Genomic DNA, 26,824 nt, shown 5'->3' with positions numbered 1-26,824 from the left:
GATGCTGTTCGTCGTCGCTTGCGCGATGTTGCAGCATGGCGGTTTCGTGCAGGGTGCCAACGGCGCGGACGCGGCCGGCGCGACCCGTGTGTTGACGCCGGGCGCTTCGCTCGCGACCGCCGGCGCCGTTGCCGGCGTCGCCCACGCGGAGGTCAACAAGAGCCCCGCCGGCCCTGGCGCGCAGGGCGACGTCGCCGAACTGACGCGGCTGATTCACAGCGCGTCGCTCAATGAATTGCGCACGACTTACAACGGCGGATATGGCGCGTCGCTGTTTTTCTATGCGCAGGATCTGACCTTCTACGTCGCGCTATTTCAAGACAAACATTTCTGGCGCGTGATCAAGGTGCAGGACGAGGCGCGCGCGGAGGAAATCTATGCGAGCTTCGCGAAGCAGACCGAACAACTCGCCGACATCGACATCCGCCGCGCGAAGCTGCAGGCACAAACCGCGTATATCGAACGGATGATCGGGCTGTCCGAAGATCGCGCGCAGCGCTTGCAAGCGGATCTGAACGTCGCGCGCGACCAGCAGGCGAAGGTCGCCGAATATCAGCGTCAGGCACGCGATGAAGCGCTGGTGTTGCGCGATGAAAAGGAAAAGGCGCAATCGCAGTTGCGTCAGCTGCAGCAACAGGTGCAACAACTGCAGCAGCAAAGCGAAGCCGGGTTGCCCGCGGCGCGGTAGCGTAACGCGCATCGGATCGATGCAAACACGGATATCTGAACAAGCCCGGTCTGAACCGACCGGGCTGTCTACTGATGGGGCGAAAAGAGCGTGTGCGCGGATGGATTGGCGCACCGCAGTGTTGCGGAAGGGGAGGTGGTTCCCGTTATCGCGAGAACAGATCCGGCACCTCGGTCACGCGACGCTGCGACATGCGGTTCATCCACGACGTGTCATTCGCGGTCATGTCGCCTTGCGCGCGCGGCGGCGCAGCGGCGTGCGCACCCGGGTTTGCACCGTGGGTGCGCGCAAACATCGTCACGGATTCGTAGTCGTTGTCCGTCATCACGGGGGGGGCGGCGGACGAGTACTCTCCCGCCACTGACGGTTTCGGGCTCGCCGTCGCGGAGCGGCTCGCGACCGACCGGGCCGACAATGCCGCGTCGCGAGCGCTCCACGTTGGGTTTTTGCTGTGCCGTGTGCGAAACGGTGCGGAATCGTGCGGCGCGACTTTGACCGATGCTGCCGTGACCGAGGCGGCCGCGCCATGCGACGCATCGTTGCGCGCGGCGCCCGATTGGGCCGTGTGTCGCGCAGTCGAACCGGCCGCTTGCATATGAGCAGCCGTGAGCGGATGTGGTGCTGAAGCTTTTGTGGATTGTCCCGACGCGAATGCGTGCAAGCTGGTGACGGTGGTTGCATCGACCACGTCGGCGTGGCCGGTATCCGATTTCCCGCCGTTGATCGACGGGTTGACCGACCGGTGGTTCGCGCGATTGTCGGCGGATATCGAATGATGGGCCGGGTTGCCGCTCGTGATGACCGGCACGCGCGGCTTTTCGATTCGTGCGTCGCGCTGCGACGCACGCATATCTGGCGCGGTGAGGGGATCGCCCGCGTGCCCCCGATGCGCAGGGTCGAGCACGATCCACGCAAGCATCGCCGCACCGCCGATCGCCACGGCGCTGCCGACGCGCAGATTCGACGCACCGTGCGACGCGCGCATGGTGGACTGCGCGTTGTGCATGCCAATCGCAGCTTGATCAGACGCAGCCGCTACGCGGCCGGCTTGCGATGCAGCATCGATGGCCGCGGTAACCCGCGCGCTAGCGGTCGGCTGCGCGTGTTGCGGTTGCCACTTGCACATCGAACGAAACGCCTTCGACGACAGGCAGAACGTGCGTAACATGGCCGCGTACAGCGCTTTCAATTCGACGCGCAAGCTGACGTTAGGCGGCAGCAACGCCCATTCGCGCCCGAAGGTTTCAGAAATCGGACCGAGTGCGCGCAGTGAAGGCAGCGCCACGGCACCTTCGACCGGGATGAAAGGGATATTCGTCGACATCGCTCGGCAGACCTCCATCTGATAAGAGATACGTGGCCTTGCCGGGATGCGGAAACGTTGGCTGGACACGCGTGCCGGCCTTTGGGATCGACGGTGTCTCATAAAATAGCCAGCGGGTGCGTGATGATGCCGTGGCACGTGCGCTGGCACGATCGGACGAGTCCGAAAACGGTGTCGCGAGAAGGTTGCGTGCGCGTTACGCGCCGGTTACCTGCGGCTCGTGTGCGGCTCATGTGCGGCTTAAGCGCGGCAGCTGCGTTGGAAAACGGAGTTATCGGTGCGGCGCCGCGTCGTCGAGACGGTACAGATAACGAAGCATCGTGATATCGACGCCGCCGACGCGATCCGGCTCCGCGCCTGACAGCCGCCAGCCACGCCGTTCGTAGAAAGCGATCGCCGCGGCATTTGCTTCGAGCACATACAGGCAGAGTTGTGTTTCGCCCTGTTCGCGCGCCCAGTTCTGCACCGCGTACAACAGCAAACTCCCCGCGCCGTTGCGTTGATGGGCGGGCAGCGCATGCAGATTGTCGAGCAGCGCGCCCCACGGCGAGCCTGGCTGGCGTTCGACGCACGCGAACGCAATCGGCTCGGCGCGGCGTTCGGCGATCAGCACGAGGCGCCGGTCCGCGCCGGGCGCGTTCATGCGCGCGTGCCAATAGGTCGCGCGCTCGCGCACGACTTCGCTATCGAGGAAATCTTCCGGCAGCAGCCCGCGATAGCTCGCCTGCCAGCTCGCCGCGTGAATCGATGCGACCAGATCGGCGTCGGTTGCGCTCGCGGTGCGCAGCGAAAGTGAAGAGGTGGAATGCATCAACGCGGGATCGGGCGGAAGTCCGTGACGAATACAGGGCTGCGGCGCGTCGATGCGCCGCATATCGGAATTCTATGGGCCGCGCTGCGTCGCCGCCAGCTTCGCGTGGCGGGAGGGTCGAGTCTCGAGTCGGTCGGTGAGCGGGTGTGTCGCCGCGCGTTACGCGTCGTCGCGCAGCGCGAGCGCGATGGCCGCGACCACCTCGTCCCACGCGCCGGGCCGTGGTTGCCGCACGAGCCGCGCGCCCGGATACCATGGGCTGCGCGTGTCGCCGGTAAACCAGCGCCAGTCCGCCGAAAACGGCAGCATCAGCCACAGCGGCTTGCGCAGCGCGCCCGTCAGATGGGCAATCGACGTATCGACTGATACAACCGCGTCGAGCCGCTCGACGACTGCCGCGGTATCGGCGAAATCGCCGATCCGCGCGCCGAAGTAATGGATTGACTGCGCGCGCGGGTGCGCCGCAATCGCCGCGCGTTCGCTGTCGCTCAATTCCGGCTGCAGCACGATCCAGTCGATGCCGTCGAGTGCGAACAAAGGATCGAGTGCCGCGAGCGGCAGCGCGCGATTCTCCTGCTTCTGAATGCGGCCGGACCACGCGAGTCCGATCTTGCGCTTCGCATGGCCGCCCAGTGAGCCGCGCCATTTGCGCCGATAGGCGGGCGTCGCGGCGAGGTACGGCGTGCGCGCGGGAATCGTGTCGAACGTGGTGCCGAGCGCGAGTGGCAGGCTCAATAGCGGAATTTGCAGATCGGCGCGCGGCCGCGGCGCGCCTTGTGCGATCAGTTCGACGTCCCACTGTTGCGCGGCGGGTGCAATCAACGGGACGAGTTGCGGTTGCACTTCGAGCACGACGCGCGCCGCGCGCTGCGCGGCCAGCGGCACGAAGCGCACGAACTGCAGTGTGTCGCCGAAGCCCTGTTCCGCGTAGACGAATAGCGTACGCGTGTCGACCGGTTCGCCGCGCCAGCGCGGCAGCGTCGGGTCACCCTGCTGGGTCGCTGATTCGAGCCGCCACTCGTACTCGGGCAGACCTCGCTCGAAATTGCCGAGCGTCAGATGCGTAACCGCGCGGTGCAAATGCGCGAGACCGAGGTCGGGCCGCAGCCGCAGCGCCTCATCGAACGCGCGCAGCGCGGCTGCGTACGCGCCGAGCGCCTGGTGCGCGGTGCCGAGGCCCAGCCACGCCAGCGCGAACTTCGGATCGAAACCGATCGCGCGTTCGAAACGCGGCAGTGCGTCCGCATGCCGTCCCAACGCGGCCAGTGCATTGCCGAGGCCGAACAGTGCCGGCGGCAGGTGCGGCTGCATTGCGAGCACTGCGTGAAAGGCGGCTGCCGCTTCGTCGTAGCGGTTGGTCGCGTGCAACGTATTGCCAAGATTGAAGTGCGCGGCGGCAAAACGCGGCTCGACCGCGAGCGCTGCGCGAAACTGCTCGATCGCGAGGTCGGATTCGTCGAGCGCGTTGAACGCCATGCCGAGATTGTTGTGCGCACCGGCGTGGCCCGGCCGCAGTTCGAGCGCGCGCCGGAACGATTCGATCGCTTCCTCATGCTGGCCGAGCGCGTGCAATGCGTTGCCGAGGTTGTTGTGCGATGACGCATCCTCCGGCTGCAGATCGAGCGAGCGGCGAAACGCGTCGGCCGCGTCTTCGTGGCGGCCGGCTGCTGCGTACGCGTTGCCGAGGTTGTAGTGCGCCATCGGAAACGAGGGCGCGAGCGTCAGCGCGTTGCGAAAGCGCTCGATTGCATCGTCGAGCTGGCCCAATGCCTTCAGCGTGTTGCCGAGATTGAGTTGCAGCGCGGCATCTTGCGGGCGCAGGTCGGCGGCGCGCTTGACGAGCGCGGCGGCTTCCGCGTGCTGTCCCTGCTGGTGGCGCAGCACGCCGAGCAGATGCAGGGCGTCCACGTGAACTGGATCGACTTCGAGCGTCGCGCGATAGCCGCGTTCGGCGTCGTCGAGGCGGCCGTCACGATGCGCCGCGAATGCGCGGTCGAATACTGGATGCATGACGGGTGAAACGGGCTATACAGGCAAACGCGCATTCTCCCACACTCGGAAAGCGCCCCGAAATTTGGCGGACGATAGTGTTGCAAGTAACATATAAATTTATGTTTATATGATTCGGCGCCGGATCTGATCGACCGTAGCCGCTGGTCGGCCACTTTCCGCCGCACGCAATCATTTGGATGACGAAGCGTAGGGTTCGCGCGATACGCGTGGTGACCAGGCCGTCACAGCGATCACGTGCCGTCATGCGCACGGCTTGCATCATCATCACGCGACGGTTGACGGCGCCACCGGGCGCGATTGCATGCCCGACATCCGCTGCACGCACAGCATTGACGCGGCTGTTTGCGCTTCGATCCGCGTCGCATAGGGCGTCAGTTGGGCGTCGCGCGCGGGGCCAGCGGCGTACACTAGGCGGCATGTTGATTTCCGGAGGTCTGCATGGCCGCCGCTTTCTTCGACATGCCACCTGTGCTGATCGTCGGTGCGGGTCCGACCGGACTCGCGGCGGCGATGAGTCTCGCCCGCGCGCGCATCCCGGTGCGGCTGATCGACAAGGCGGCGCGCCCCGATCCGCACTCGCGCGCGATCGGCATCCAGGCGCGCACGCTCGAGCTACTCGAACAGCATCGGCTGATCGAACCTTTTCTCGAACTTGGGCACCGCGCGCGCGCCGCGAATCTGTATTCGAACGGGCAGCGGCTCGCACGCCTCGACTTCGACCCGCTGCAGACCCGCTACCCGTATCTGCTGTTTCTCGACCAGTCGGTGACCGAGCGTCTGTTGACCGAGCATCTTGCAACGCTCGGCGTCGAAGTCGAACGCGGCATCGAGCTGGCGATGTTTTCGCAGGGCTCGGCCGGCATCAATGCGACGCTGCAGCGCTCGAATGGGCACACGGAGACGCTGCATCCGTCATACATGATCGCGGCGGACGGCGCGCATAGCAGCATCCGTCACCGGCTCGGGATGAATTTCGCGGGCAAGACTTTCGAGCAGACGTTTCTGCTGGCCGATCTTCTGGGTGACACCGACTGGCCCGACGACGAGTTCCATATCTTCGCGTCCGGCGACGGCTTGGCCGCGCTGTTTCCGATGGGCAATGGCCGCTACCGGTTGATCGCCGACCATCCGGCGCTGGGTCCCGCGGATGGCAACGCAGCGCCGGCCGCTGCGGCCGCTGCGGGCGGTCACGGCGACGGCGCGCATAAGGCGGCAGAGACAGCGGCGCAAGCATCCGCGCATGCCGCAGCGCGAACACTGTCGCATGTGTCGCCGCAAGCGTCCGGTAACCCGCACCCTGCGTCCAGCGCTGAGTCTCTCGCCGCGTCCCGCCCTGCGGCGGACCCGGCCTGCGCGCCGACGCTCGATGCATGCCGCACGCTGGCCGCGGCGCGCGTGCATCATCCGCTCGCATTGACCGACCTTAGATGGTCCGGCTACTTCCATCTGAATAGCCGGATCGTCGAGCAGTTACGCGTCGGGCGCGTGTTTCTCGCCGGCGACGCGGCGCACGTGCATAGCCCCGCGGGCGCGCAGGGCATGAACACGGGCATACAGGAAGCCTTCAACCTCGGCTGGAAGCTGGCGCGCGTGCTAAGCGGCGGCGCGCCGGATCGCCTGCTCGATACGTACCACCTCGAGCGCCATCCGATCGAGCGCGAAGTGCTGCGGCAATCGAACTTCATCACGCATATGGCGGAGGCCGACCATGGTCCGCTCAAGCTGCTGCGCGATCGGGTGATGCCGGTGCTGGCGTCGCTTGGGCCGCTGCGCGATGCGGCGCGCGCGCAGATCAGCGAACTCGCGATCCAGTACCGGCGCAGTCCGTTGACGCTCGAACGTGTGCTCGATGGCGGTCCGCGTGCCGGCGAACGGGCACCCGATGCGCTGGTTCACGTGGTCGACGGGCCGCTCGGCCGTGCGCCGGGTACCGGCTGTGTGTTCGACCTGCACGATCCGGCGTTTTTCTCACTGTTCGTGCTCGTCGCGCCGGTGGATGACGACGATGTGCCGCTCGACAAACCCGAACTCGCATTGCGCCTGAAGCCCGTGCGCGCCGAACAGATCGATCGGCTGGTAGCCGACGTTGAAGCGCTGCTGCCGGGCGCGGTGCGTACCTGGCGTGTGACGGATGCGTCAGGCGATCGTGGACCGTTGCTGGCCGAGTCGTATGGGCGCACGCGGCCGTCGTTCTATCTGGTTAGGCCGGACGGGTATGTCTGCGCGCGCGGGCGCGTGTCGTCGGATCTGCACGGTCTGCTGCGCCACTGCGAATCGTGGTTCGCGAAAGGCGCGGTGCCGGAGCCGCCGACCGCGCTGACCTGAAAGACTTCGCTTTCCGCGAATGGCGCTCGTCCTGCATGCAGGGAAGCAGAAAGCAGAAGGCCGCCCGGTGCTCGGGCGGCCTTCTGATCAAAACAGCTCAACCGCGTGACAAGCCGGTCGCGCGCAACAACCCGCTTATACCGCGGCAGGCGCCGCCGGCATCAACTTCTCGCGATAGCGGGTCACGGCTTCCCGCGTGAACGCGGTCAACGCATCCGCACGGCCTTCGTCGATTGCGATGATGAACTGCCGCCGCATGCGCGGCTCCCAGAAGCGGCGAATGTGATCGGCGACGCCGGCCAGTGCTTCTTCGTGATCCGGCATCGATTCGAAGAAGTCGCCGATCCGGTTCGCCATGTCGATCAGGTTATTTTCGTCCATCGTTCACCTCATTTACCGGACGTGGCGGCCAGTTCGCGCTTTCTCAGCAGATCGAGCTGCTCGGTATTGAAGCGCGAGTAGTCCTTCTGCCATTGCGACGGCTGTTCGACCGGCATCACCTGCACCGCGGTCACCTTGTATTCCGGACAGTTGGTTGCCCAGTCGGAGCTGTCGGTGGTGATTACGTTCGCGCCGGACTCAGGGAAGTGGAACGTCGTGTACACGACACCCGGCTGCATCCGCTCGGTGACCTTCGCGCGCAGCACGGTCTGGCCCGAACGCGATTCGATGCCGACCCAGTCGTCGTTTTTGATACCGCGCTCCTCCGCGTCGTGCGGATGGATCTCGAGCCGGTCCTCTTCGTGCCAGCGCGAGTTTTCAGTACGGCGGGTCTGCGCGCCGACGTTGTACTGCGACAAAATGCGGCCCGTGGTCAGGATCAGCGGGTACTTCTGCGTGACCTTTTCAGGCGACGCGACGAACTTCGTGATCACGAACTTGCCCTTGCCGCGCACGAACTCGTCGATGTGCATCGTCGGCGTGCCGTTCGGCGCCTGCTCGTTACACGGCCACTGGATGCTGCCCTGCTGGTCGATCTTCGCGAACGACACGCCATGGAACGTCGGCGTGAGGCGTGCGATTTCGTCCATGATTTCGGACGGATGGTTGTAGTCCATCTCGTAGCCGAGCGCGCGCGACAGCAGGATCGTGACTTCCCAGTCCGAGTAGCCGGCCAGCGGCGGCATCACCTTTCGGACGCGCGAGATCCGGCGTTCCGCGTTGGTGAACGTGCCGTCCTTCTCGAGGAAGGTCGAGCCCGGCAGCAGCACGTGCGCATACTTCGCGGTTTCGTTCAGGAAGATGTCCTGCACGACGATACATTCCATCGACTCCAGCGCCGCACCGACGTGCTGCGTATTCGGGTCGGACTGGACGATGTCTTCGCCCTGGCAGTACAGGCCCTTGAACGTGCCGTGCAGTGCCGCATCGAACATGTTCGGAATGCGCAGGCCCGGTTCCGGTTGCAGCTGCACGCTCCACGCATCTTCGAACAGCGCGCGGGTAATCGGATCGCTGATATGGCGGTAGCCCGGCAGTTCGTGCGGGAACGAGCCCATATCGCACGAACCTTGCACGTTGTTCTGGCCGCGCAGCGGATTCACACCGACGCCTTCGCGGCCGATGTTGCCGGTCGCCATCGCGAGGTTCGCGATACCGATCACCATCGTCGAGCCTTGTGCGTGCTCAGTCACGCCGAGGCCGTAGTAGATCGCCGCGTTGCCGCCGGTCGCATAGAGGCGCGCGGCTGCACGAACCTGGTCCGCCGGCACGCCGGTCACGTCGGCCGTCGCTTCCGGCGCGTTTTCCGGCAGCGAGACGAAATCGCGCCACTGCTGGAATGCACGCGTTTCGCAGCGCTCGGCGATGAATTCCTCGGCGAGCAGACCCTCGGTGACGATCACGTGCGCGAGCGCATTAACGATGGCGACGTTCGTACCCGGGCGCAGCTGCAGGTGATACGACGCCTGCACGTGCGGTGTATCGACAATATCGATGCGGCGCGGATCGACGACGATCAGCTTCGCGCCTTCGCGCACGCGGCGCTTCAGTCGCGAGCCGAACACCGGGTGGCCGTCGGTCGGATTCGCACCGATCACGACGATCACGTCCGCTTTCTCGACCGACGCGAAAGTCTGCGTGCCGGCCGATTCGCCGAGCGTCGTCTTCAGACCGTAACCGGTCGGCGAGTGGCACACGCGTGCGCAGGTGTCGACGTTGTTGTTGCCGAATGCGGCGCGCACCAGCTTCTGAACCAGGTACGTCTCTTCGTTCGTGCAGCGCGACGACGTGATGCCGCCGATCGAGTCGCGGCCGTACTTGTCCTGGATCTTGCGGAATTGCGACGCCGCATAGTTCAGTGCTTCGTCCCAGCTGACTTCGCGCCACGGGTCGGTGATCTTTTCGCGGATCATCGGCTTCGTGATGCGGTCCTTGTGCGTTGCGTAGCCCCATGCAAAGCGGCCCTTCACGCAGGCGTGGCCTTCGTTCGCTTCGCCGTTCTTGTTCGGCACCATGCGCACGACCGTATTGCCCTTCATCTCGGCCTTGAACGAGCAGCCGACGCCGCAGTATGCGCAGGTCGTGACGACCGAGTGCTCGGCCTGGCCCAGCATCACGACGCTCTTTTCCTGCAGTGTCGCGGTCGGGCACGCGGCGACGCATGCGCCGCAGGACACGCATTCGGAGTCCATGAACGGCTGGTTTTCGCTCGCCGCGACGCGCGATTCGAAGCCGCGGCCGGCGATCGTCAATGCGAACGTGCCTTGCGTCTCTTCACACGCGCGCACGCAGCGGTTACAGACGATGCACTTCGACGGGTCGTACGTGAAGTACGGGTTCGACTCGTCTTTTTTGTCCTTCAGGTGGTTGTCGCCCTCGTAGCCATAGCGCACTTCGCGCAGGCCGGTGACGCCGGCCATGTCCTGCAGTTCGCAATCGCCGTTCGCGGGGCAGGTCAGACAGTCGAGCGGGTGATCGGAGATATACAGCTCCATCACATTGCGGCGCAGCGATTGCAGACGATCGGTTTGCGTGCGTACCTTCATGCCGGCTTCGACCGGTGTCGTGCACGATGCCGGGTAGCCGCGCCGGCCTTCGATTTCGACGAGGCACAGACGGCACGAGCCAAACGGCTCGAGCGAGTCGGTCGCGCACAGCTTCGGTACGTTGACGCCGGCTTCGATCGCCGCGCGCATCACCGACGTGCCGGCCGGCACCGTGACCGACTCGCCGTCGATTTCGAGCGTGACGTCGACGTCCGCGTGACGCAGCGGCGTGCCGTAGTCGGTGTCGTCGAACGGCGAGCGTTGTTTCATTGCCTGCGATTTACAGGCGCAATTGCCGGAGCCGCAGCCGCCAGCGGAAGGATTGAGCACGTCGGACATGTTTGGGCTCCTGGTGGCTCGTGAGTTAGGCGGCCGCTTTCGGCGCAGTGGTCGCGAGACCGAAGTCTTCGGGGAAATGGTCGAGCGCGGATACCACCGGATACGGCGTCATGCCGCCCATCGCGCACAGCGAACCGGACACCATCGTATCGCACAGATCGCGCAACAGTTGGACCTGTTTCGTCGACGTGTCGCCATTGCGGATGCGCTGGATCACTTCGACGCCGCGCGTCGAGCCGATCCGGCACGGTGTGCATTTGCCACACGATTCGAGCGCGCAGAAGTGCATTGCGTATTGCGCGAGATCCGCGAGGTTCGCGGTGTCGTCGTGAACCACGAGGCCGCCGTGGCCGACGACCGCGCCGACCTTCGCGTATTCCTCATAGTCGAGCGGGATATCCCACTGGCTTTCCGGCAGATACGTGCCGAGCGGGCCGCCGACTTGCACCGCGCGCGCCGGCCGGCCGCTCGCCGTGCCGCCGCCGTAGTCATACATCAGTTCGCGCAGCGTGCAGCCGAACGCGAGTTCGACGAGACCGCCTTGCTTTACGTTGCCGGCGATCTGGAACGGCAGCGTGCCGCGCGAACGGCCCATGCCGAAGTTCTTGTAGAACGCGGCGCCCTTCGCGAAGATGATCGGCACCGTGGCGAGCGTAATCACGTTGTTGATCACGGTCGGCTTGCCGAACAGGCCGGCGAGCGCTGGCAGCGGCGGCTTCGCGCGCACGATGCCGCGCTTGCCTTCGAGCGATTCGAGCAGCGCGGTTTCTTCGCCGCACACATAGGCGCCCGCGCCCTTCGCGACGAACAGCTCGAAGCGGTGCTTCGAGCCGAGCACGCTGTCGCCGAGCCAGCCGGCCGCGCGCGCTTTGCCGATTGCCGTTTCGAGCGTCGCGATCGAATGCGGGTACTCGCTGCGCACGTAGATATGACCGACCGTCGCGCCGGTTACGATGCCCGCGATGATCATCCCTTCGATCAGCACATACGGGTCGCTTTCCATCACGAGGCGGTCGGAGAAGGTGCCCGAATCGCCTTCGTCCGCATTGCAGACGATGTACTTCTGATCGGCCTTCGCGCCCAGCACGGTGCGCCACTTGATGCCGGCCGGGAATGCGGCGCCGCCGCGGCCGCGCAGGCCCGATTCGATCAGCGCTTCGCAGGCGGCCGCACCCTCCATCGCCAGCGCGTTCTTCAGGCCTTCGATGCCGCCATGCGCGACGTAGTCGTCGGTCGACAGCGGATCGGTAATGCCAATGCGTGCGAAGGTCAGACGCTGCTGCTTCTTCAGATACGGAATCTCTTCGACGAGGCCGACGCCGCGCGGATGCGCGTTGCCTTCGACGAAGCCTGCGTCGAACAGCGATGCGACGTCGCTGGCGTCGACATTCGCGTAGCCGACGCGGCCCGCCGGCGTTTCGACTTCGACGAGCGGTTCGAGATAGAGCAGGCCGCGCGAGCCGTTGCGGACCAGTTCGATCGCGACGCCGCGCTGCGCGGCTTCATTGACGATCGCGGCGGCGAGCTTGTCGGCGCCGAGCGCGAGTGCGGAGGAATCACAGGGAACATAGATGCGCGTCATGCCGGCTGCTCCACTTGTTTCATCGCTGCGGCCAGCAGCATATCGAACTTTTGCGGCGTCACTTTCGCGTGCAACTCGCCGTTGATCATCATCGCCGGCGACAGCGCGCATTGACCGAGGCAGTACACCGATTCGAGACCGACGGCGCCGTGCTCGTGGCTGCCATTGCCATTGCCATTGCCGTGCTTGTGCGCATCGAACTGACAGCCGGTGCGCGATTCGATATGCTTCGCGAGCGCTTCGGTGCCCATGCTGCGGCACGCTTCCGCGCGGCACAGCTGCACCGTGACGGGCGCGGCCGGCTGCTGGCGGAAGTGATGGTAATAGGTGATCACGCCATGCACTTCGGCGCGTGAAAGATTCATTGCGCGCGCGAGCGGGGCGACCGTGGCGGGTGGCACGAAGCCGACGTCATCCTGAATCGCGTGCAGCACGGCAACGAGCGACATGCCCGGCCGCGCGTGTCGCTGTACGAGATCGTCCGGCGCGATGGCGGTGGATGGTTCCACAGTGGGGGCTCCTCCAAAGTCACATATGCACTTGTCTTTCATAAAGTGTGCATCTATGCTTTGCTTGTTCAGTATGAATACAGCGAACGATAGGCGTGTGATCCGCCTTTCGCAATAGGAACAAACGCGCCATATATGATCCGAATTGAATGTCAGGCACAACTGATCGTGCGAGACGAGGAAGGGCGGAGCACCAGCCTGACTGATGTTGTGCCACTTTTAGCATTGGTCGCCGAAACCGGCAGCATCGCGCAAGCCGCGACGCTTAAGGGTTTGTCCTACCGTCACGCATGGGGTTTGCTGCGCAGCATCGAAACCCATCTCGGCGGCACGTTGATTGAGAAAGAGCGCGGCCGCGGCTCGGTGCTGTCCGAACTCGGCCACGCGGTGCTGCGCGGGCAGCGGCTCTGCGGCGAGCGGCTCGACGGCAATATGCAGGCGCTCGCAAGCGAAGTCGCAAGTGAGTTGAACCGCTGGCTGACTCCGCCGCGTGACGATGTGCGCATTCATGCGTCGCATGGTTATGCGGTGGCGACGCTTGTGACCGCGCTGGTCGCGGACGACGTGTCGCTCGATATCAAGTATCGCGACAGTGCGGAAGCGATCGTCGCGCTTGCGCACGGCGAGTGCGATCTGGCTGGCTTCCATATGCCGCGCGGCGAGTTTCGCGAGGCTTTCAGCGACAAGTACCGGCAATGGCTCGATCCGCAACGGCATGTGCTCGTGCATCTGACGCGCCGCAAACAGGGGTTGTTTCTTGCGAAGGGCAATCCGAAAAAGATCGCTGGCCTGAGCGATCTTGCGCGCGACGATATCCGCTTTGTCAACCGTCAACCGGGGTCCGGCACGCGGATGCTGCTCGATCTCGCACTGCGGCAGATCGGCGTCGATCCGGACCGGGTGAACGGTTATGCGTCGACTGAACTGACGCATTCGGCGATCGCGGCCTTCGTCGCGAGCGGCATGGCGGACGTCGGCTTTGGCGTCGAACCGGCTGCGCATCACTTCGGGCTCGACTTCGTGCCGGTCGTCGACGAAGACTATTACTTTGCCTGCGAGCGCGCGCGGCTCGAGCGCGTGCCGCTCGCGGCCGTGCTCGAGGTGCTGCGCGGCGAGTCGTTCCGGCAGCGCGTCGCCCAACTCGATGGTTACGATCCGCAGGATTGCGGCAAGCTTGTCGAGCTCGAGCAAGGTTTGGCGAGTCGGGCGATGGATACGTCTGCTTGAGTGTTTGCGTGGAGCGATCAGGAGTCTGCTGCAACCCGTGGGGCGGTGGCGCGTCAGGTGCGACGTATGGTGCTGCGCGTAAAAACGTGTAATGGTCGGATGCGAGCGAAAGGTGCGCCAGGCGGGACTTTGCGCTAATCTTTACAACTTCGTCTCACGCTTGACGCGCGGTTTATGCACCGCGCCGAATCCGACATGAAATATCTTATTCAGGGTATCGTCGCCGCCGCTTCGGCCGGCGCACTTCTCGCCACCGTTTCGGTCGCGTTCGCGCAAAATTCGCCGGGGGTGCCGGGCGGCATTCTGTCGGACGAGTTTCACTTTCAGGACCATCCACAGATGCAGTTTGCGGCGTCGGCGCCTTCAAAGAAGTATCAGCGCGGCGCGCCGTCGGCGCTGCGCAAGCGCGGCGACAACGGTGACCCCGATGGCTGCAATCTGAAATGCCCGGACGATCCGAAGTGAGCAGCGCGGTCACGAACGGGTTCGGCTCGTGAGACTCGCAAACTGATCGCTGGTTAGCGTAACGTTTCCGCGCATGGTTCTGGACCGGCCGCGCCTGATTCACGCGCCGCTTTTCAGCGGCGCGTTCTTCGTTACGGCTTGGCGATGTGCCATACATCGCGGAAGTTGTCGCCGGCGGTGTCGCCCGGCTTCTTGTCATCGGCGAAGCGGTAGAGCGGATGGCCCTTATACGCCCATTGCCTGACGCCGTCAGCGCCGCTGATCACCGTCCAGTCTCCCGATGCCTTGTCGCTCGCGCTGGCTTGCGCAGCCGGCCATTTCTTCGAGCAGGCGCCGCTGCAAGCGCTCTGACCAGGTGTTGTGTCCTTGTCGAATGTGTACAGCGTGTAGCCCTCGGCATCGACGAAATGTCCACCCATTGCCTTCGGCATTTCTGCAAACGCCGTATGCGAGAGCGCGATGGTGGCGAGGAAGAGAAGAGTCTTGCGCATGATGCTGCTCCTGTTATGAACGTTGTGTGCTGGAGTGTATGCATTGAAATTCGCGCATGAGCCGCGCTTCGGCAACATGCGCGCAATAAACGAGCGGCAACACGTGATTATTCCGTGTGCGTTCAATCGTTGCACATTACAACAGTTACTCACGCCAGATACCTGAGCGCGACGGCCGCGTCTTCTACGATAGTCGGAAAATTCGGCGATTCGCCCAGGGAAAGGACCAAGCGGGTTAAATGATGTCAATCGCGATTTTTTGCGATTAAAGCGGTCTCTATGATGACCGTGGTTCGGAAATACAGCTCCTGTTATTACCGGACCTTAATTTAATCTACTGTTTTAAAGGTGTCTAAATGCAAAAAATCGATCGCAACCAACTGTCGAAATCCACTATCGCGGGCGGCGGCAACAAGGGCAACACCACCACCGTGCTGATGCTAAACAACGGTCCGACGCTCGTCCCGTCCTGCCCGAAGGCAAGCTCGTAACGCGTGCAGATGTGAAAGCGGCCCCGAAAGGGGCCGTTTGCTAAAGCGCGACTTGAGCGCGGGTAAGGTGCCCGTTTTGATGCAGTCCGCACGACGTGAGGCGCGGTGTGAAAATGAGTGGTGGAGGCGGCGGGAATCGAACCCGCGTCCAGTAGCGCTCTACGACCAGTTCTACATGTTTAGTCCTGTCTTTTGATTTAACCGGAGCGACGCGGACGAACACGCTGCGCTACAGCGATTCACTAGATTTTCGACCCAGGCGTCGTGACGCCACCCGGGCTTAACTGACGTAAATGACCTCTGGCGGTATTGCTACCGGTCTTGCGACGCTAGCCCGTCAGTGAGCCAGGCAGAGGACGGCGGCCGTTAGGCTGCCAGTGCGAACGTATCGTCGTTTGCAGTTACGTTTTTCCCATTGATTAACGAGGTGACGGGTCCTCGACATGCCCTGACCGCTTCGCAACCCCTGTCGAAACCAGGTCGCCCCCACAGTAGGAAAGACCCACATCTGTGGGTCCAAGGTGATTTTACAATAGCGGGGGTGTCACGTCACGGACATATGGAGATCCGCCTGGCGTGCCGCGCTGAAAAGGTCCGGTTGCGTCCGGCGGCGGATGTGCGGGCCGCTAGCAGATGTCCCGCAAGAGCTGTTGCAGATCCGCCGGCGATTGAACCACGTGCTTCGCGTGCCATTGCGTAGGCGGCAGGTCGTTGCTGCCGCAATACCCGTACGCGGCGGCAACGGTGACCATACCCGCTGCAAATCCCGCCTGAACATCGCGCAGGTCGTCGCCGACATAGACGATCCGTTCGGGCGGCAAACCCAGTTCCTTCGCCGCGTGCAGCAGCGGCGCCGGATGTGGCTTCGAATGCGGCGTAGTGTCGCCGCTGACGACGCATCCCGCGCGCGTGTCGAGCCCGAGTTGCGCGACCAGCGGCTCGGTCAGTCGCGCGACCTTGTTGGTCACGATGCCCCAGCGCGTGCCGCGCTCGTCGAGGTAGTCCAGCAGTTCGCCGACGCCCGGAAAGAGGGTGGTTTCGATGCAGAGATCCGCTTCATAGTTCGCGAGAAACTCTTCTCGCATCGACGCGAACCCGTGGTCTTCCGGGCCGATGCCGAAACCGCCTGCCAGCAGACCACGCGCGCCCGCCGATGCGAGTGGCCGCAGCCGCTCGAGTGGCACCATGTCGAGCCCGCGGTCATGACGCATCTTGTTGACCGCGGCGGCGAGGTCGGGTGCGGTGTCGGCAAGCGTGCCGTCGAGATCGAAAAGGATGCCCTGACAAAGACCGATCGATGTGTCGTCGTCTTCGCGTTGCGGCAGAGGAGTGGAATCGCTCATGTGAGTACGGTGCGGAGGTTGGTCAGGCGCCGCGATCACGCTTCACGACGGCAGGCAAGCATATAGTTGACGCTCGTGTCGGACGACAGCGCGAAGTGCTTGCCAAGAGGGTGATACACGATGCCCTTGATCTCCACCGTGGTCAGCTCGGCGGCGCGCACGAACCCGGCCAGTTCGGACGGGCGGATAAAGCGCGCGTAGTCGTGCGTGCCTCTCGGCAACATCCGCGCGATGTATTCGGCGCCGATCACCGCGAACAGGTAGGACTTCAGGTTGCGGTTCAGCGTCGAGAAGAACACCCAGCCGCCAGGCTTGACGAGCGTCTTGCAGGCCGCGACGATTTGCGCGGGATCGGGCACGTGCTCGAGCATTTCCATGCAGGTAACGACGTCGAAGCTCGCGGGGTCGCGCGCGGCCAACGCCTCGGCCGCGATTTCCTCGTATTCGACGGTAATGCCGCTTTCGAGGCTGTGCAGATCGGCCACGCCAAGCGCTTCGCGGGAAAGGTCGATGCCTTTGACCGATGCGCCCAATCCCGCCATCGACTCGGACAGGATGCCACCGCCGCATCCGATATCGAGCACGCGCTTGCCGGTGAGATGCGCATGTCCGTCGATCCAGTCGAGCCGTACGGGGTTCAGTTCATGCAGCGGTTTGAATTCGGCATTGGGGTCCCACCATCGGTGCGCGAGATCGCTGAATTTCTGCAGTTCGTGGGGATCGGCATTGGTCATGTTCATACGGCCTTGAAGGCGGATGAGCAGGGCAACGAGGACAAGCCCTGAGTATATAGGTCACCGCCAGGCGCAGCAAAAAGCCCGCCCGACGCGTCCGTGACCGTGGGTCGTCACCGGCCGGACGCTCGCCAGCCGGACGGACGCCCGTGGCGGTGAACATCACATTGGATAAAAAAAGCCCCGCCGTGGCGGGGCTTTGATGCTGCGGTAACTTGACGCTTACTGCTTCGCGGTACCGACCACTTCGACTTCCACGCGGCGATCCGGTGCGAGGCAGGCGATAAGTGCCTTGCGGTTCTTCTGGTTGCAGCCCGTCGTAACCGGGTTGCGCTTGCCCTTGCCTTCCGTGTAGATACGGTTGGAGTCGATGCCCTTGCTGACGAGGTATGCCTTCACAGCTTGAGCACGACGCAGCGACAGACGGTCGTTGTACGCAACCGTACCGATGCGGTCGGTGTAGCCCGTTGCGACGACCACTTCGAGGTTCAGGCCCTGGATCTTCGCTGCCAGTTCATCCAGTTTTTCCTTGCCAGCCGGCTTCAGGACAGCCTTGTCGAAGTCGAACAGCGTGTCAGCCTGATAGGTAATCTTTTGGCTCGTGATAGCCGGAGCGACCGGCGCCGGTGCCGGCGGGGTCGGAGCCTGTGCGACAAGTGCGCCGTCGCACTTTGCGTTAGCCGTTGCCGGCGTCCAGAACGCGTCGCGCCAGCAAAGCTCGTTCGTGCCGTTCATCCACACGTATTCGCCGGTGCCGTTCACCCAGTTGTCGTTAACTGCCTGTCGCGACGCCGGCACCGACTGTGCCGACGCCGATGCAGCCATCACTGCGGTAGCTGCAATGAACGCGAGCTTTGAAAGTTTATTCATATTTCTCCTCTCGAAATTGAGATTACCGCAGGTTTACTGCGAGCTTGTTGACTTTAGACACGTCATACATTGCTCGAAGTATAACATTGGTGCGGAACAAAAGACGCGCTGTATAGACTTCGAGCAGTGTCTAACTTTGTGCGTTGGCATTTTGCCATATCGTTCCCTTCCGACGATAAAAAAATCCCTCCCCTATATCCAGCGTCCATCGAATGTGGTGCATGCGCAACAAAAGCCATGCCCAGCCTGGCGCAGCGCGGGAGGGAGCAGAAACCGGGCCCGCCGATTGATGCGGAAAACAGATGCAAATGTGGTGCATGCCGCGATGCGTCGCTCCGGTGCCTGCGCATCCCCGCTAATAGGTATACGCAGGCCGGGGGCGCGATTGCGCCGCATGGTAGAATCGCGTGATGCGCTGAGATCGCAGCGCCGCCGCGGGGCACCATCTTACGGTTTCTTTCAGACCGGAATTGCGCGAAAACTACGTGGAAACGGCAGGTAACCTGCGCGTAACTGCACGTAAGCGCTGGTGGTCGCCGCACGTAAACGACACGGACAATGGATCAATTCGCCAAAGAGACTCTGCCAATCTCCCTAGAGGAGGAAATGCGCCGCTCGTACATCGAGTACGCGATGAGCGTGATCGTAGGGCGCGCACTTCCCGATGTCCGCGACGGCCTGAAGCCGGTGCACCGCCGCGTGCTTTTCGCGATGCACGAGTTGAACAACGACTGGAACCGCGCGTACAAGAAGTCGGCGCGTATTGTCGGCGACGTCATCGGTAAATATCACCCGCACGGCGATACCGCGGTCTATGACACGATTGTCCGCATGGCGCAGGATTTTTCGCTGCGCTACATGCTGGTCGACGGGCAGGGCAATTTCGGTTCGGTCGACGGCGACAATGCCGCGGCGATGCGCTACACCGAAATCCGCATGGCGAAGATCGGTCACGAGCTGCTCGCCGACATCGACAAGGAAACCGTCGATTTCCAGCCGAACTACGACGGTAGCGAAAACGAGCCGGCCATTCTGCCCGCGCGCATTCCGAACCTGCTGATCAACGGCTCGTCGGGTATTGCGGTCGGTATGGCGACCAATATCCCCCCGCATAACCTGAACGAGATCGTCGATGCGTGCCTGCATCTGCTGAAGAACCCGGAAGCGACCATCGACGAACTGATCGAGATCGTGCCCGCGCCGGACTTCCCGACCGCCGGCATCATCTACGGCGTCTCCGGTGTGCGCGACGGCTACCGAACTGGTCGTGGCCGCGTGGTGATGCGCGCGCTCACGCACTTCGAGGAAATCGACCGCGGCCAACGCATGGCGATCATCGTCGACGAGCTGCCGTATCAGGTGAACAAGCGCTCGCTTCTCGAGCGCATCGCTGAGCTTGTCAACGAGAAGAAGCTGGAAGGCATCTCGGACATCCGCGACGAATCCGACAAGAGCGGCATGCGCGTCGTGATCGAGCTGAAGCGCGGCGAAGTGCCGGAAGTCATTCTGAACAACCTGTACAAGGCGACGCAGCTGCAGGACACGTTCGGCATGAATATGGTCGCGCTCGTCGACGGCCAGCCGAAGCTGCTGAATCTTAAGGAAATGCTCACGCATTTCCTGTCGCATCGCCGCGAGGTGCTGACGCGGCGCACGATCTATGAACTGCGTAAGGCGCGCGAACGCGGCCACGTGCTCGAAGGTCTGGCGGTCGCGCTGGCGAACATCGACGAGTTCATCAATATCATCAAGGCCGCGCCGACGCCGCCAATCGCGAAGCAGGAGCTGATGGCCCGCTCGTGGGATTCGTCGCTCGTGCGCGAAATGCTGCAGCGTGCGGAAGCGGAAAACGCGGAAGCGGGCGGCCGCGAAGCCTATCGTCCGGAAGGCTTGAATCCGTCGTTCGGCATGCAGGGCGACGGGCTGTATCGCCTGTCCGATACGCAGGCGCAGGAAATCCTGCAAATGCGCTTGCAGCGCCTCACCGGCCTCGAGCAGGACAAGATCATCGGCGAGTACCGCGAAGTGATGGCGCAGATCGCCGATCTGCTCGACATCCTCGCGCGGCCGGAACGCATTGCCGCGATCATCGTCGACGAACTCACGTCGATCAGGAGCGAATTTGGTGACGAACGTCGCTCAAAGATCGAGATGAACGCGACGGAGCTGAACACCGAAGACCTGATTACGCCGCAGGACATGGTTGTCACGATGTCACACGCCGGTTATGTGAAATCGCAACCGTTGTCCGAATATCGGGCCCAAAAGCGCGGAGGTCGCGGCAAACAGGCGACGTCGATGAAGGAAGACGACTGGATCGACGCGCTGTTCATCGCGAACACGCACGATCACATCCTGTGTTTCTCGAACCGCGGGCGTGTCTACTGGGTAAAGGTGTACGAAGTGCCGCAAGGCTCGCGCAATTCGCGCGGCCGGCCGATCGTCAATATGTTCCCGTTGCAGGAAGGCGAGAAGATCACGGTGGTGCTGCCGGTCAAGGAGTTCTCGGCGGACAAATACGTGTTTATGGCGACTGCGCTTGGCACGGTCAAGAAAACGCCGCTCGAGCAGTTCAGCCGGCCGCTGCGTAAAGGCATCATTGCGGTCGGTCTCGACGACGGCGATTATCTGATCGGCGCGGCGATTACGGACGGTGAGCATGACGTGATGCTGTTCTCCGATTCGGGCAAGGCGGTGCGCTTCGACGAAAACGATGTCCGGCCGATGGGCCGCGAAGCGCGTGGCGTACGCGGCATGCAGCTCGACGAAGCGCAGCAGGTCATAGCGCTGCTCGTCGCCGGCGATGAGCAGCAGTCGGTGCTGACCGCCACCGAAAACGGTTACGGCAAGCGCACGCCGATCACCGAGTACACGCGCCACGGCCGTGGCACCAAAGGAATGATCGCAATCCAGACGTCCGAACGTAACGGCAAGGTGGTCGCCGCGACACTGGTCGATCAGGAAGCGCAGATCATGCTGATTACCGACACCGGTGTGCTGATTCGCACGCGGGTATCGGAGATCCGTGAGATGGGCCGTGCAACGCAAGGTGTTACACTCATCAGCCTTGATGAAGGCACCAAGCTTTCCGGTCTGCAGCATATTGCCGAGGCGGAAGCCGATGTGGACGGCGACGCCGAGGGTTCAGCCGAGAACGGCAACCACGGCGGCGACGACGACAACGGTCCGGACGGCGACGGAGGCGTGTCGGCCTGATCCCCCGGTCTGACGCACGCCAAGGTTTCCTTGTAACCCGTACGAACCGCACGCGCGTGAGTCCGTGCATCGGATAGGCCGATGCACGGGTCCGCGCGGCGGGCATGTGAATCAAATTTCTTTTAGGGAGTAGTGATGCAAACTCGATTCAAACTGTGGATGATGCTGGCCGCTTTCGTGCCGACCTTCGCGATGGCGCAGGCGCTGCAGAACCAGCAGCCGGCCGCGCCGGCAGCGGCTGCACCCGCAGCACCGGCAGCCGCGCCGGTCGATCCGGCCAAGCAGGCCGCGATCAAGGACCTGCTCGACGCGATCGATGCGCAGAAGCTGGTCGGCGCAATCGGCAACAGCGCACAAATGCAGGCAAAGCAGCTCGTCCCGGCCATCCTGTCGGACGCGCTGTCGGAAAACAAGACGATGACGGACAAGCAGAAGCAGGCATCGGTGCCGGCGCTGCAAAAGAACGCGGTGCCGAAGCTGGTTGATTCCGCAGGCCAGGTGTTCGCGACCGACGCTTTCCGCCAGGATGCGATGCAAGCGCAGTACGACGCGTATGCGAAGTACTACTCGACGCAGGAAATCAAGGATCTGACGTCGTTCTACAAGAGCCCGACCGGCCGCAAGTTCATTCAGGTGCAAGATCAGGTGGGCCGCGACGTCGTGAACAGCCTGATGCAGAAGTACATGCCGCAATCGATCAAGGCAACCCGTGATCAGGCGGACAAGGAAGTCGCTTCGGTCTCGTCGGCCAAGCCGGGCGCCAAGTAAGCTGCAGCTTGAGTTGACGGTGGGCCGCCGGCATGGCGGGTTCCCGGCGTCGATGCGATAATGGCCGTTTGCGCAAGCGCGCAGACGGCCATTGTCTTTTTGGGCGCGAATCCGGTCTTTGTCTACCGCGCGTCCGTTTCCGGAATTCTCTCAATGCGCGTCTTCAATTTCTCCGCTGGCCCGGCGGCTTTGCCCGAAGAAGTGCTGCGCCAGGCGGCCGACGAAATGCTCGACTGGCATGGCAGCGGCATGAGCGTGATGGAAATGAGCCATCGCGGCAAGGAATTCATGTCGATCCACGAGGAGGCGCTCGTCGATCTGCGTGAGTTGCTCGCGGTGCCGTCGAGTCATCAGATCCTGTTTCTGCAGGGCGGCGGGCTTGGCGAAAACGCGATTGTGCCGATGAACCTGTTCGGCACGAAGCCGCGCGCGGACTTCGTCATCACCGGTTCGTGGTCGCAAAAGTCGTTCAACGAAGCGAAGAAATATGGCGCCGTGCACCTGGCCGCGAGCGGTCAGACCGCCGACGGTTTTACCCGCGCGCCGGCGCGCGCCGAATGGCAACTGTCCGCGGACCCGGCTTACGTGCACCTGTGCACGAACGAAACCATTCACGGCGTCGAGACGTTCGAGATTCCGGATCTCGGCGACATCCCGCTGGTCGCCGACGCGTCGTCGCACCTGCTGTCGCGTCCGATGGACGTCGCGAAGTATGGCGTGCTGTTCGGCGGCGCGCAGAAGAATATCGGTATCGCCGGCGTGACGGTTGTGATCGTGCGCGAGGACCTGCTCGATCGCGCGATGTCCGTGTGCCCATCGGCGTTCGAGTGGAAGACGGTCGCGCTGAACAATTCGATGTACAACACGCCGCCGACCTACGCGATCTACATCGCCGGGCTCGTGTTCAAGTGGTTGAAGAAGCAGGGCGGCTTGCGCGCGATCGAAGCGCGCAATGTCGAAAAAGCGAAGCTGCTGTACGACACGATCGACGCGAGCGGCTTCTATCTGAATAAAGTGGAGCGGGGCGCGCGGTCGCGGATGAACGTGCCGTTCTTCCTCGCCGACGAATCGCGTAACGACGATTTCCTGGCCGGCGCTAAAGCGCGCGGGCTGGTGCAGCTGAAGGGCCACAAGTCCGTCGGCGGCATGCGGGCGTCAATCTACAACGCGGTGGCGCTCGACGGCGTGAAGGCGCTCGTCGACTACATGAAAGAGTTTGAACGGCGCGGCGCATGACCGGGTGTCCGGTTTCAGCACGCGCATGGGACGATACAGCCGTGGCAAGTCACTAGCATGGACGACGAACTTAACTCACGACTCAAACCGCTGCGCGACCGCATCGACGCGATCGACGCGCAGCTGATCGCTTTGCTCAATCAGCGCGCCGCAGTCGCGCTCGAAGTAGGCGAAATCAAGAAACATTTCAACGCGCCGGTGTTCCGCCCGGAGCGCGAGCAGCAAGTGATCGCGCGGCTGCAGGACATCAGTGACGGGCCACTGGTCGACGAGCACATCAGCGCGATCTGGCGCGAGATCATGGCCGCGAGCCGCGCGCTAGAAAAGAACATTCAGGTCGCGTTTCTCGGACCGGTCGGCACGTATAGCGAACAGGCGATGCACGAGTACTTCGGTCAGTCGATCGAAGGGCTTGCGTGCCCGTCGATCGACGAAGTGTTTCGCTCAGCCGAAGCGGGAAGCGCCGAGTTCGGCGTCGTACCGATCGAGAATTCCACTGAAGGCGCGGTGTCGCGCACGCTCGATCTGCTGTTGCAGACGCAATTGCTGATCGGCGGCGAACTCGCGCTGCCGATCCATCACAATCTGCTGACCGTGAGCGGCGAGCTGACCGGTATCAAGCGCGTGTGCGCGCATCCGCAGGCGCTCGCGCAATGCCAGCGCTGGCTGTCGACGCATGCCCCGCATCTCGAGCGGCAAGCGGTGTCGAGCAATGCGGAAGGCGCGCGGCTCGCGGCGGAAGACCCGAGCGTCGCCGCGATCGCCGGCGAACGCGCGGCGTCGCAATACGGGCTGCAGATCGCGTACTCGCTGATCCAGGACGACCCGCACAACCGCACGCGTTTCGTGATGATCGGCAAGCAGCCGTCGGGGCCGAGCGGATACGACAAGACATCGCTGATCGTTTCGGTCGCCAACGAGCCGGGCGCGATGTTCAAGCTGCTCGAGCCGCTCGCGCGCCATGGCGTGTCGATGACGCGATTCGAATCGCGCCCGGCGCGGGTCGGAACGTGGGAGTACTACTTCTACATCGACCTCGAGGGCCATCGCGACGATCCGGCAGTCTCGGCGGCCCTGACTGAACTCGATCAGAAAGCGGCGTTCCTGAAGATTCTGGGTTCGTATCCGCGCGCACGCTGACGCGCGTCTGCGTCGCGGCGGGCGCGGCCGCCTACGCCGATCGACCGGCGACGCGCGCTGCGCCGCACCCATCAGTACAGATAGTCGATTTGTCGACCCGGAGATAGATATGACAACGTCCTACGGCCCTTCCTACGTTCGCGCGATTGCGCCCTATGTCGCCGGCAAGCCGATTTCGGAAGTGGCCCGCCAGTTCGGTCTCGACGAAGCGCGCATCGTGAAACTCGCGTCGAATGAAAACCCGCTTGGCATGCCGGAATCCGCGCAGCGCGCGATGGCCCGGGCGGCGGGCGAACTCGGCCGTTATCCGGATTCGAATGCGTTCGAACTGAAAGAGGCGCTGTCCACGCATTACGGCGTGCCGACCGACTGGATCACACTCGGCAACGGCAGCAACGATATTCTCGAGATGGCCGCGCATGCGTTCGTCGAGAAGAGTCAGTCGGTGGTGTATTCGCAATACTCGTTCGCGATTTACGCGCTCGCGACGCAAGGTCTCGGCGCGCGTGCGATCGTCGCGCCGGCGGTGAAGTACGGCCACGATCTCGACGCAATGGCGGCTGCGATCGCCGACGATACACGGCTCGTGTTCGTCGCGAACCCGAACAACCCGACCGGCACGTTCGTCGAGGGCCCGAAACTCGAAGCGTTTCTCGCGAAGGTGCCGCGTCATGTGGTCGTTGTGCTGGACGAGGCCTACACGGAATACCTGTCGGCGGACAACCGTTATGACTCGATCGGATGGGTGCGCCGCTATCCGAACCTGCTCGTGTCGCGTACTTTTTCGAAGGCGTTCGGTCTTGCCGGTCTGCGCGTCGGCTTCGCGATTGCGCAGCCGGAACTGACCGATCTGCTGAACCGGCTGCGCCAGCCTTTCAACGTGAATACGCTCGCGCAGGCCGCCGCGGTCGCCGCGCTCAACGACAAACCGTTTCTCGAGAAGAGCGCCGCGCTCAACGCACAGGGTTACCGGCGCTTCACCGAGGCTTTCGACAAACTCGGCCTCGAGTATGTGCCGTCGCACGGCAACTTCGTGCTGGTGCGCGTCGGCCACGACGACAGTGCCGGCGATCGCGTCAATCTCGAACTGCTGAAACAGGGCGTGATTGTGCGGCCGGTTGGCAGCTACGGCTTGCCGCAATGGTTGCGCGTGACGGTCGGTCTTCCGGAAGAAAACGAAGCGTTTCTCGCGGCGCTCGAAAAGACGCTTGCCGCGGTCTGAGCGCTTCACATCGATCCCCGCGCCGACGCTCAACGGTTTCCGGCGCGCTTTTTATCCGAGCTCAAGTGGCTGCGTTCTCTTTTGAAAAACTGGTTGTTTTCGGCGTTGGACTGATCGGCGGATCGCTCGTGCGCGCGCTGCGCGAACGTGCCAACACGGGCGGCGCGCGCGAGGTGGTCGGCGTCGGACGCAGTGCCGCTTCGACGGTTCGCGCGCGCGAGCTCGGCGTGATCGACAGTGCGGTCGCGCTCGACGACGATCGTGCACTGGCCGCCGCGCTCGACGGTGCGGACATCGTGTTGCTGGCCGCGCCGGTCGCGCAGACGCGCTCGCTCCTCGAGCGCATCGCGCCGTTTCTTGGCGCGGCGACCGTAATCACCGATGCGGGCAGCACCAAGGCGGATGTCGTCGAAGCCGCGCGCGCGGCGCTCGGCGCGCGTATCGGGCAGTTCGTACCGGGGCATCCGATCGCCGGACGCGAAGCGAGCGGTGTCGAGGCGGCGTTGCCCGATCTTTATGTCGACCGTAACGTCGTGCTGTGCCCGCTACCGGAGAACACGCCGGCGGCACTCGCGCGCATCGCCGACATGTGGCGCGCAGCAGGTGCGACCGTGCATGAGATGGCGCCGCCGCAGCACGACCGCGTGCTGGCGTCGGTGAGTCATCTGCCGCATGTGCTGGCCTTTGCTTACGTCGAGCAGATTCTGCAATCGCGCGACGCGGCGCTGCGGTTTGCGTTCGCTTCGGGCGGCTTTCGCGATTTCACGCGAATCGCCGCGTCGAGCCCGGAAATGTGGCGCGACATCTGCATCGCGAATCGTGATGCGCTGCTCGAAGAGATCGACAGTTACACTGCGGTTCTTGTCGCATTGCGTACCGCGATCGAATCGGGCGATGGTGCGTCACTGGAGGCGGTGTTTGCCCGCTCGCGCGCCGCGCGTGCCGACTGGCAACTGCGTGCCGCGCGGCCTGCGGCGCAATCTGGCGCGTACAACGGCGATCCGTCGGGCGGCGATCCGTCGAAATAATAGAAAACTGGACCT

The 26,824-nt window shown here is 63.5% G+C and carries 22 protein-coding genes and 1 other RNA gene; 11 read left to right on the top strand and 12 right to left on the bottom strand.

Features of this window, described 5'->3' with window-relative positions; all coding sequences use genetic code 11:
- Position 1 precedes the first annotated feature (1 nt).
- A complete protein-coding gene (locus BX592_RS18080; protein ID WP_134193318.1) occupies positions 2-688 on the top strand; it encodes a DUF2968 domain-containing protein in 687 nt (228 codons plus the stop codon).
- A gap of 145 nt (positions 689-833) precedes the next feature.
- On the opposite strand, the gene BX592_RS18075 is transcribed toward BX592_RS18080, so the two are convergent.
- The 3 genes from BX592_RS18075 to BX592_RS18065 all read right to left on the bottom strand — a co-directional run bounded on the left by BX592_RS18075 (position 834) and on the right by BX592_RS18065 (position 4,833).
- Positions 834-2,012, bottom strand: a complete 1,179-nt coding sequence (locus tag BX592_RS18075; RefSeq protein WP_134193186.1) for a hypothetical protein — start codon at positions 2,010-2,012, stop codon at positions 834-836.
- A 271-nt stretch (positions 2,013-2,283) separates the two neighbouring features.
- Positions 2,284-2,823, bottom strand: coding sequence for a GNAT family N-acetyltransferase (locus BX592_RS18070; protein WP_134193185.1), 540 nt, complete (start codon positions 2,821-2,823; stop codon positions 2,284-2,286).
- A gap of 159 nt (positions 2,824-2,982) precedes the next feature.
- A complete protein-coding gene (locus BX592_RS18065) occupies positions 2,983-4,833 on the bottom strand; it encodes a tetratricopeptide repeat protein (protein ID WP_134193184.1) in 1,851 nt (616 codons plus the stop codon).
- Between the two features lie 441 nt (positions 4,834-5,274).
- On the opposite strand from BX592_RS18065, the gene BX592_RS18060 reads away from it, so the two are divergent.
- Positions 5,275-7,161: an FAD-dependent monooxygenase gene (locus BX592_RS18060; protein WP_243849604.1), complete on the top strand. Its 1,887-nt coding sequence runs from the start codon at positions 5,275-5,277 to the stop codon at positions 7,159-7,161.
- Between the two features lie 135 nt (positions 7,162-7,296).
- Here BX592_RS18060 and BX592_RS18055 read toward each other — a convergent pair whose 3' ends face one another.
- The 4 genes from BX592_RS18055 to BX592_RS18040 are packed head-to-tail and all read right to left on the bottom strand — an operon-like array spanning position 7,297 to position 12,620.
- A complete protein-coding gene (locus BX592_RS18055; protein ID WP_134193183.1) occupies positions 7,297-7,542 on the bottom strand; it encodes a formate dehydrogenase subunit delta in 246 nt (81 codons plus the stop codon).
- 8 nt (positions 7,543-7,550) lie between these two features.
- On the bottom strand, positions 7,551-10,487 hold the full coding sequence (gene fdhF, locus BX592_RS18050; protein ID WP_134193182.1) for a formate dehydrogenase subunit alpha: 2,937 nt from the start codon (positions 10,485-10,487) through the stop codon (positions 7,551-7,553).
- Positions 10,488-10,512: 25 nt separating this feature from the next.
- Positions 10,513-12,069 carry a formate dehydrogenase beta subunit gene (locus BX592_RS18045; protein WP_134193181.1) on the bottom strand — a complete coding sequence of 519 codons (1,557 nt, stop codon included), beginning with the start codon at positions 12,067-12,069 and terminating at the stop codon, positions 10,513-10,515.
- Positions 12,066-12,620 carry an NAD(P)H-dependent oxidoreductase subunit E gene (locus BX592_RS18040; protein ID WP_377681545.1) on the bottom strand — a complete coding sequence of 185 codons (555 nt, stop codon included), beginning with the start codon at positions 12,618-12,620 and terminating at the stop codon, positions 12,066-12,068. Before BX592_RS18040 ends, BX592_RS18045 begins: the two co-directional genes overlap by 4 nt.
- Positions 12,621-12,713: 93 nt before the next feature.
- Between BX592_RS18040 and BX592_RS18035 the strand changes: the two genes are divergently transcribed.
- Together BX592_RS18035 and BX592_RS18030 are read left to right on the top strand one after the other, a co-directional pair.
- Positions 12,714-13,805: a substrate-binding domain-containing protein gene (locus tag BX592_RS18035; RefSeq protein ID WP_134193179.1), complete on the top strand. Its 1,092-nt coding sequence runs from the start codon at positions 12,714-12,716 to the stop codon at positions 13,803-13,805.
- Between the two features lie 195 nt (positions 13,806-14,000).
- Positions 14,001-14,270, top strand: a complete 270-nt coding sequence (locus BX592_RS18030; RefSeq protein ID WP_134193178.1) for a hypothetical protein — start codon at positions 14,001-14,003, stop codon at positions 14,268-14,270.
- 131 nt (positions 14,271-14,401) lie between these two features.
- On the opposite strand, the gene BX592_RS18025 is transcribed toward BX592_RS18030, so the two are convergent.
- Positions 14,402-14,761: a COG4315 family predicted lipoprotein gene (locus BX592_RS18025; protein WP_134193177.1), complete on the bottom strand. Its 360-nt coding sequence runs from the start codon at positions 14,759-14,761 to the stop codon at positions 14,402-14,404.
- A 356-nt stretch (positions 14,762-15,117) separates the two neighbouring features.
- Here BX592_RS18025 and BX592_RS34865 point away from each other — a divergent pair, with 356 nt between their 5' ends.
- Entirely contained in the window at positions 15,118-15,252 is a 135-nt protein-coding gene (locus BX592_RS34865; protein WP_279589195.1) for a hypothetical protein, read from the top strand.
- Between the two features lie 118 nt (positions 15,253-15,370).
- Here the strand turns inward: BX592_RS34865 and ssrA are convergent.
- From ssrA to ompA, 4 genes are all read right to left on the bottom strand, one after another.
- Positions 15,371-15,740, bottom strand: a transfer-messenger RNA (tmRNA) gene (gene ssrA / locus BX592_RS18020).
- Between the two features lie 138 nt (positions 15,741-15,878).
- Positions 15,879-16,595: an HAD family hydrolase gene (locus BX592_RS18015; RefSeq protein WP_134193176.1), complete on the bottom strand. Its 717-nt coding sequence runs from the start codon at positions 16,593-16,595 to the stop codon at positions 15,879-15,881.
- Between the two features lie 35 nt (positions 16,596-16,630).
- Positions 16,631-17,329, bottom strand: a complete 699-nt coding sequence (gene ubiG / locus BX592_RS18010) for a bifunctional 2-polyprenyl-6-hydroxyphenol methylase/3-demethylubiquinol 3-O-methyltransferase UbiG (protein WP_134193175.1) — start codon at positions 17,327-17,329, stop codon at positions 16,631-16,633.
- Positions 17,330-17,551: 222 nt separating this feature from the next.
- The gene (gene ompA, locus BX592_RS18005; protein ID WP_134193174.1) at positions 17,552-18,199 is read right to left on the bottom strand and encodes an outer membrane protein OmpA; all 648 of its coding nucleotides are present in this window, start codon (positions 18,197-18,199) and stop codon (positions 17,552-17,554) included.
- 558 nt (positions 18,200-18,757) lie between these two features.
- On the opposite strand from ompA, the gene gyrA reads away from it, so the two are divergent.
- The 6 genes from gyrA to BX592_RS34485 all read left to right on the top strand — a co-directional run bounded on the left by gyrA (position 18,758) and on the right by BX592_RS34485 (position 26,809).
- The gene (gene gyrA, locus BX592_RS18000; RefSeq protein WP_134193173.1) at positions 18,758-21,415 is read left to right on the top strand and encodes a DNA gyrase subunit A; all 2,658 of its coding nucleotides are present in this window, start codon (positions 18,758-18,760) and stop codon (positions 21,413-21,415) included.
- A gap of 135 nt (positions 21,416-21,550) precedes the next feature.
- On the top strand, positions 21,551-22,183 hold the full coding sequence (locus BX592_RS17995) for a DUF2059 domain-containing protein (protein WP_134193172.1): 633 nt from the start codon (positions 21,551-21,553) through the stop codon (positions 22,181-22,183).
- 153 nt (positions 22,184-22,336) lie between these two features.
- Positions 22,337-23,419, top strand: a complete 1,083-nt coding sequence (gene serC / locus BX592_RS17990) for a 3-phosphoserine/phosphohydroxythreonine transaminase (RefSeq protein ID WP_134193171.1) — start codon at positions 22,337-22,339, stop codon at positions 23,417-23,419.
- A 57-nt stretch (positions 23,420-23,476) separates the two neighbouring features.
- Positions 23,477-24,559, top strand: a complete 1,083-nt coding sequence (gene pheA / locus BX592_RS17985) for a prephenate dehydratase (RefSeq protein ID WP_134193170.1) — start codon at positions 23,477-23,479, stop codon at positions 24,557-24,559.
- Between the two features lie 109 nt (positions 24,560-24,668).
- A complete protein-coding gene (gene hisC / locus BX592_RS17980) occupies positions 24,669-25,781 on the top strand; it encodes a histidinol-phosphate transaminase (RefSeq protein ID WP_134193169.1) in 1,113 nt (370 codons plus the stop codon).
- A 65-nt stretch (positions 25,782-25,846) separates the two neighbouring features.
- Positions 25,847-26,809 carry a prephenate dehydrogenase gene (locus BX592_RS34485; RefSeq protein WP_243849602.1) on the top strand — a complete coding sequence of 321 codons (963 nt, stop codon included), beginning with the start codon at positions 25,847-25,849 and terminating at the stop codon, positions 26,807-26,809.
- Positions 26,810-26,824 lie beyond the last annotated feature (15 nt).

The sequence above is a fragment of the Paraburkholderia rhizosphaerae genome, assembly GCF_004366595.1.
In the GTDB taxonomy this organism is placed as follows: domain Bacteria; phylum Pseudomonadota; class Gammaproteobacteria; order Burkholderiales; family Burkholderiaceae; genus Paraburkholderia; species Paraburkholderia rhizosphaerae.
The sequence above is the reverse complement of the archived record's forward strand: the minus strand, read 5'-3'. Positions and strand labels throughout refer to the sequence as shown.